The 7,722-nt window shown below is 75.7% G+C and carries 1 protein-coding gene and 1 pseudogene; both read left to right on the forward strand.

Annotated features, from left to right (window positions below; all coding sequences use genetic code 11):
* On the forward strand, nucleotides 1-3,272 hold a 3,272-nt coding region (locus tag ACZ34W_RS38025; RefSeq protein WP_465610992.1), incomplete at its 5' end, for a type I polyketide synthase.
* Nucleotides 3,273-3,318: 46 nt separating this feature from the next.
* Nucleotides 3,319-7,722 (forward strand): annotated as a pseudogene (locus tag ACZ34W_RS38030) (beta-ketoacyl synthase N-terminal-like domain-containing protein); the annotation flags it as partial.

The raw sequence follows: 7,722 nt of genomic DNA on the forward strand, positions 1-7,722 counted from the left end.
AGCAGGGCCGCAAGGTCAAGCAGCTGACCGTCTCGCACGCCTTCCACTCGGCGCTGATGGAGCCGATGCTGGCGGAGTTCGCCACCGCCCTGGCCAACGTGTCGTGGGGTGAGCCCAAGCTCGCGGTGATCTCCAACGTCACCGGTCGGGTGGCCGATCCCGGCCAGCTGGCCGATCCCGCCTACTGGGTGGACCATGTCCGCCGCCCGGTCCGGTTCGCCGACGGCATCGCCACGGCGGCCGGAGCGGGTGGGGCGCTCTTCGTCGAGCTGGGCCCCGGCGCCGCGCTCAGCAGCGCGGTGGCGGAGTCCGCCGGGGAGGACGCGGTCTGCGTCGCCGCCCTGCGCGACGGCCGCCCCGAGGCGCACACCGTACTGACCGCGGTGGCCGAACTCTTCGTCCGGGGCGTCGCTGTGGACTGGACCGGCCTCCTGCCCACCGGCACCGCCCACCTGGAGCTGCCGACCTACGCCTTCGACCACCGGCACTACTGGCTGCAGACCACCGCCGCCACCGACGCGGTCTCGCTCGGCCAGGTCACGGCCAACCACCCGCTGCTCGGCGCGGTGGTGGAGGTGCCCGAGACGGGCGGGGTGCTCTGCACGTCCCGGCTGTCGCTGCGCACGCACGCCTGGCTCGCCGACCACGCCGTCGGCGGGGTCGTGCTGGTCCCCGGCACCGGCCTGGTGGAGCTGGCCGTCCGGGCCGGCGACGTGGTCGCCGCCGGCGGGCTCGACGAACTGGTCATCGAGGCACCGCTGGTGGTGCCCGAGCACGGCGGAGTCCGGATCCAGGTCGCCGTCGGCGGCCCCGACGAGGACGGCACGCGGACCGTCGCCGTCTACTCGGCCCGCGAAGACGCGGCCGGCGAGATCGGCCCGGACGCCTGGACCCGGCACGCGGCCGGCACCCTGACGGCGGCCCCGGCCGACCGCCCGGCGGCGCCCGGCTTCGACACCACCGTCTGGCCGCCGGCCGGCGCGGAGCCCGTGGAGCTCGACGTCGCCGGCTTCTACGAGGACCTCGCCCGGCACGGCTACGCCTACGGCCCGGCGTTCCAGGGCCTCCAGGCCGTCTGGCGGCGCGGTGAGGAGCTCTTCGCCGAGGTTGCCCTGCCGGACGATCGGCGCGACGAGGCCGCCCGCTTCGGCATCCACCCTGCGCTGCTCGACGCGGCCCTGCACACCCAGGCGTTCGCCCAGTCCGAGGACGGCCACAACGTCCTGCCGTTCGCCTGGAACGGGCTGGTGCTGCACGCCGCCGGCGCGGGCGCCGTCCGGGTCCGGATCGCCCCGCAGGGGCCGGACAAGCTCGCGCTGACCGCGGTCGACGAGGCCGGCGGCGCCGTCCTGACGGTGGATTCGGTGACCTTCCGGCCGGTGGACGTCGAGCAGTTGGACACCGCGGCGGCCGCGGACGAGGGCCGCGACGCACTGTTCCGCCTGGAGTGGAGCACACTGCCGGCGGCCGCGGCCGCGGCGGCGCCGTCCTGGGTGCCGGTCGCCACCGGCGAGGAGGTGGCCGCGCTGGCCGCCGAGGCCCCCGCCGTCGCCGTCCTGGAGGCTCACGGCGGCGAGGACGCCGACCAGGTGCTCGCCCTGACCGCACAGGCCCTGGACGTCGTCCAGGCCTGGCTGGCCGACGCGGCCTTCGAGGACGCGCGGCTCGTGGTGGTCACCCGGGGCGCGGTGCCGGCCGGCACCGACGCCGACGTCACCGACCCGGCGGGCGCGGCGGTCTGGGGCCTGCTGCGCACCGCGCAGGCCGAGAACCCGGACCGGATCGTCCTGCTCGACCTCGACCCGGACACCGACGGCTCCTTCACCACCGTGCTCGGCGCCGTCCTGGCCGCCGACGAGCCGCAGGTCGCCGTCCGGGCGGCGGCACTCTCCGTGCCGCGCCTGGTCCGGGCGCAGGCCCGGCCCGCGACGGAGGCACCCGAGGCGTTCCGCCCGGACGGGACCGTCCTGGTCACCGGTGGCACCGGCTCGCTGGGCGCGCTGCTGGCCCGGCACCTGGTCACCGAGCACGGCGTCCGGCACCTGGTGCTGGCCAGCCGGAGCGGTCTCGGGGCCGAGGGCGCGCCGGAGCTGGTGGCCGAACTGGACGGGCTGGGCGCGGCGGTGACGGTCGCCGCCTGCGACGTGACCGACCGGGAGGCGGTGGCCGCGCTGCTGGCCGCCGTCCCGGCCGAGCACCCGCTGACCGGCGTCGTGCACACCGCCGGTGTGCTGGACGACGGCGTGATCGGCGCACTGACGCCCGAGCGGCTGTCCCGCGTGTTCGCCCCGAAGGTGACCGCCGTGAGCCACCTGGACGAGCTCACCCGTGACCTCGACCTGACGACCTTCGCGGTGTTCTCCTCCGCCTCCGGCCTGTTCGGCTCGGCCGGCCAGGGCAACTACGCGGCGGCCAACGCCCACCTCGACGCCCTGGCGCACCGGCGCCGGGCGGCGGGCCTGCCCGGTACGTCCCTCGCCTGGGGCCTCTGGGAGCAGATCAGCGGCATGACCGCCCACCTGGGCGCCGCCGACCAGGCCCGGATGAGCCGCGGCGGGGTCCTGCCGATCGGCCCGGCCGAGGGCATGCGGCTGTTCGACGCGGCGCTGCGGACCGACACGGCACTGGTCGTGCCGATCAAGCTGGACCTGCGGTCGCTGCGGGCCGACGCGGCCGCCGGCCGCACCGCCCAGCCGCTGCTGCGGGGACTGGTGCGCTCCGGGCGGCAGTTGGCCCGGACGGCGGCCGGTGACAGCGGCGGGCTGACCCGCCGGCTCGCCGGCCTGGCCCCGGCGGCGCAGGAGGCCCTGCTGCTGGACCTGGTCCGCGGCCAGGTGGCGACCGTGCTCGGTCACGCCGGGCCCGACCAGGTCGGCCCGGAGACGGCGTTCAAGGACGCCGGCTTCGACTCGCTGACCTCGGTCGAACTGCGGAACCGGCTGCGCGAGGCGACCGGTCTGAAGCTGGCCGCGACGGTGGTCTTCGACTACCCCGCGCCGCTCGCCCTGGCCCGGTACCTGCACGGCGAGCTCGGCACCACCGACGACGCGCTGTCGATGGTGAACGCCAAGATCGAGGACATCGAGTCGCTGATCGCCGGACTGGTGTCCGACGAGTCCAAGAAGGCCGGCATCGTGCTCCGCCTCCAGGGGTTGGTGGCGAGGTTCAACGGGGTCGAGCAGACGGAGGAGTCCACGGTCGCCGAGCAGTTGGAGTCCGCCTCCGCCGATGAGGTCCTCGACTTCATCAACGACGAGCTCGGCATCTCTTGAGCACCACGCCTTCACGGTCTGCCCAAACCCCGGTGAGGAATTGACGATGGCCACGGACGAGAAGATCCTCAAGTACCTCAAGCGTGTCACGGCCGAACTGCACGACCTGCGCAAGCAGGTCCAGCGGAACGCGGACGAGCCGGTCGCGATCGTGGGCATGGCCTGCCGCCTGCCCGGCGGCGTGACCGGCCCCGAGAGCCTGTGGCAGCTGGTCAGTGAGGGCCGGGACGGCGTGTCGGCGTTCCCGGACGACCGCGGCTGGGACCTGGACGCGCTGTTCGACGACGACCCGGACAAGGCCGGCACCTCCTACGTCGCGCAGGGCGGGTTCCTGCGCGACGCGGGGAAGTTCGACGCCGAGTTCTTCGGGATCTCGCCGCGCGAGGCGCTCGCCATGGACCCGCAGCAGCGCCTGCTGCTGGAGACCTCCTGGGAGGCTCTGGAGCGCGCCGGCGTCGACCCGACCTCGCTCAAGGGCGCGGACGTCGGGGTGTTCAACGGGATCATGGGCGTCGACTACTTCTTCGGCGGCAACGTGCCGCCGGAGCTGGAGGGCTTCGCCGGGACGGGCGCGGCGGGCAGCGTGGCCTCGGGCCGGATCTCCTACGTGTTCGGGTTCGAGGGCCCGGCGGTCACCGTGGACACCGCCTGCTCCTCGTCCCTGGTGGCGATCCACCTTGCCGCGCAGGCCCTGCGCCGCGGCGAATGCTCGATGGCACTCGCCGGCGGCGCGACCGTGATGGCGACACCGCACACCTTCGTGGAGTTCTCCCGCCAGCGCGGTCTGGCCTCGGACGGCCGGTGCAAGTCCTACGCGGACGCGGCGGACGGCACGGGCTGGGCCGAGGGCGCGGGCGTGGTCGTGCTGGAGCGGCTCTCCGAGGCCCGCCGCAAGGGGCACCGGGTGCTCGCGGTGCTGCGCGGCAGCGCGGTCAACCAGGACGGCGCGTCCAACGGGCTGACCGCGCCCAACGGCCTCTCCCAGCAGCGGGTGATCCGCAAGGCGCTGGCGGCGGCCGGGCTCACCCCGGCCGACGTGGACGTGGTGGAGGGCCATGGCACGGGCACGGTGCTGGGCGACCCGATCGAGGCGCAGGCGCTACTGGCCACCTACGGCCAGGAGCGCGAGCCCGGGCGGCCGCTCTGGCTGGGCTCGCTGAAGTCCAACATCGGCCACGCCCAGGCGGCGGCCGGTGTCTCGGGCGTGATCAAGATGGTGCAGGCGCTGCGGCACGGCGTGCTGCCCGCCACCCTGCACGTCGACGCGCCGTCCTCCCAGGTGGACTGGTCGGTCGGCGCGGTCGAGCTGCTCGACCGCAGCCGGCCCTGGCCGGAGGTGGACCGGCTGCGCCGGGCCGGGGTCTCCTCCTTCGGGGTCAGCGGGACGAACGCGCACCTGATCCTGGAGCAGGCGCCCGAGGACGAGGTGGAGCCCCTCGCGGGTGAGGCCGTACCGGGGGCCGGGGCCGTGCCGCTGGTGCTCTCGGCGAAGAGCGCCGGGTCGCTGGCCGGTCAGGCCGAGCGGCTGACCGCCTTGGTCGGTGCGTCGGAGCAGGAACTCCCGGACGTCGCCGCCGCGCTGGTGTCGCAGCGGGCGCTGCTGTCCGAGCGCGCGGTGGTGCTGGCGGGCTCCTCGGAGCAGGCGCTGGCGGGGCTGGACGCGCTGGCGCGCGGGGAGTCCGACGCCGCGCTGGTGACGGGCAGCGGCTCGGTCCCGGCCCGGACGGTGCTGGTGTTCCCGGGGCAGGGGTCGCAGCGGGTCGGCATGGGCCGTGAGCTGGCCGAGCGGTACCCGGTGTTCGCCGAGGCCTTCGAGGCTGCGTGTGCGGCGTTGGACGAGCGGTTGGCGGGCTGGACCGAGCACCCGGTCAAGGACGTGGTGCTGGGCACGGCCGGATCGCTGGACCAGACCGTGTACACCCAGGCCGGGTTGTTCGCCGTGGAGACGGCGTTGTTCCGGCTGATCGAGTCCTGGGGCGTCCGGCCGGACGCCGTCATGGGCCACTCGATCGGTGAGATCACGGCCGCCCATGTGGCCGGGGTGCTCTCGCTGGCGGACGCGGCGGCGGTGGTCGCCGCGCGCGGCCGGCTGATGCAGGCGCTGCCCTCGGGCGGCGCGATGGTCGCGGTCGCCGCGACCGAGGCCGAGGTGGCCGAATTCCTCGGTGCGGGCGTGGACCTGGCGGCGGTGAACGGGCCTTCGTCGGTGGTGCTCTCCGGTGAGGAGGCGGCCGTGCTGAAGGCCGCGGAGCAACTGCGCGAGCAGGGCCGCAAGGTCAAGCAGCTGACCGTCTCGCACGCCTTCCACTCGGCGCTGATGGAGCCGATGCTGGCGGAGTTCGCTACCGCCCTGGCCGAGGTCTCGTGGGGTGAGCCCAAGCTCGCGGTGATCTCCAACGTCACCGGCCGCGTCGCCGACCTGGGCCAACTGGCCGATCCTGCCTACTGGGTGGACCATGTGCGCCGCCCGGTCCGGTTCGCCGACGGCATCGCCACGGCGGCCGCACCCGGTGGCGCGGTGTTCGTCGAACTCGGCCCCGCCGCGGCACTGAGCGGCGTGGTGGACGAGACGGTCGACGGCCGAGCCGTGTCGGTGGCCGCGCTGCGCGACGGCCGCCCGGAGGTGCCCACCCTGCTGGCCGCGGTGGCCGAACTCTTCGTCCGGGGCGTCGAGGTGGACTGGGTGAAGACCCTCCCCGCCGGAGCCGGCGCCGCCCGGGTGGAGCTGCCCACCTACGCCTTCGACCACGAGCACTACTGGCTCCGGATGCTGGCCTCGGTGACCGACGCGGCGGCCCTGGGCCTGACCGGCGCCGGTCACCCGCTGCTCGGCGCGGTCGTCCAACTGCCGCAGTCCGACGGCCTGGTGTTCACCTCCCGGCTCTCCCTGCGCACCCATGACTGGCTCGCCGACCACGCCGTCGGCGGGGTCGTGCTCGTCCCCGCCACGGCGCTGGTGGAGCTGGCCGTCCGGGCCGGTGACGAGGTCGGCTGCGGCACCCTCGACGACCTGGTCGTCGAGGCGCCGATCCTCCTGCCCGAGCACGGCGGGGTCCGCGTCCAGGTCGCCGTCGGCGGCCCCGACGCGCACGGCGCCCGCACGGTGGAGGTGTACTCCGCCCGCGAGGACGCCACGGACGCGTGGACCCGGCACGCCACCGGCACCCTGACGGCGACGAAGGACGCCGACGGCCCGGAGTTCGACTTCACCGCCTGGCCCCCGGCCGGCGCGCAGCCGGTCGACCTCGGTGACCTCTACCCCGACCTGGTCGCCCAGGGCTACGCCTACGGCCCGGCGTTCCAGGGCCTGCGGGCGCTCTGGCGGCGCGGCGAGGAGCTGTTCGCCGAGGTCGCCCTGCCGGAGGACCAGCACGACGAGGCCGACCGCTTCGGCATCCACCCCGCGCTGCTCGACGCGGCCCTGCACCCGGGCCTGCGGGACACCGTGGCGGCCGACGCCGACCGGCTGTGGCAGCCGCTGCGCTGGAGCGGGCTGGTGCTGCACGCCACGGGCGCGGCGGCCCTGCGGGTGCGCCTGGCCCGGCTCGGCGCCGGCACGCTGGCCTTCGAGGCCGCCGACGAGACCGGTGCCGCCGTGCTGGCGGCCGACTCCGTGACGCTCCGCCCCGTCGCCGTCGAGCAGTTGGCCGCCTCGGCGGGCGCGACCGGCGGCGACGCGCTGTTCCGGGTGGAGTGGACCGAGCTGCCCCCGGCCGCCGCTCCGGCCGCCGTGCGGTGGACGGTGCTGTCCGGCGCGGCCGAGGTGGCCGCGCTCGCCGCCCCGGCCGACGGCGCGCCCGCGCCGTCCGTGGTGGTCCTGGACGCGGTCGGGGACGGTACGGGCGAGCACGCGGTGCTCGGTCTGACCGGCCGGGTACTGGCGGTCGCGCAGTCCTGGCTGGCCGCGTCCGGCCTCGAAGGCTCCCGACTGGTGGTGCGCACCCGGGGTGCGGTGCCCGCCGGTGGCGACGCCGGGGTGACGGACCCGGCGGGTGCCGCGGTCTGGGGTCTGATCCGGGTCGCGCAGGCGGAGAACCCGGACCGGATCGTGCTGCTGGACACCGAGACCGACACCGAGGCCGACACCGACCTCGGTGCCGTCCTCGCCGCCGTGCTGGCCACCGGTGAGCCGCAGGTCGCCGTCCGGGGGGCGGCCCTGTCCGCGCCGCGCCTGGTCCGCGCCACCGACGGCGCCGCGACCGACGGGCCCGCCGCGTTCGACCCCGAGGGCACCGTCCTGGTCACCGGCGGCACCGGCTCGCTGGGCGCGCTGCTGGCCCGGCACCTGGTCACCGGGCACGGCGTCCGCCACCTGCTGCTGGTCAGCCGCCGGGGTCTCGGCGCCGAGGGCGCACCGGAGTTGGCGGCGGAGCTGGAGGATCTCGGCGCGACGGTGACCGTCACCGCCTGCGACGTGGCCGACCGGGAGTCGGCGGCCGCACTTCTCTCC

This window comes from Kitasatospora sp. NPDC022856, from assembly GCF_055561235.1.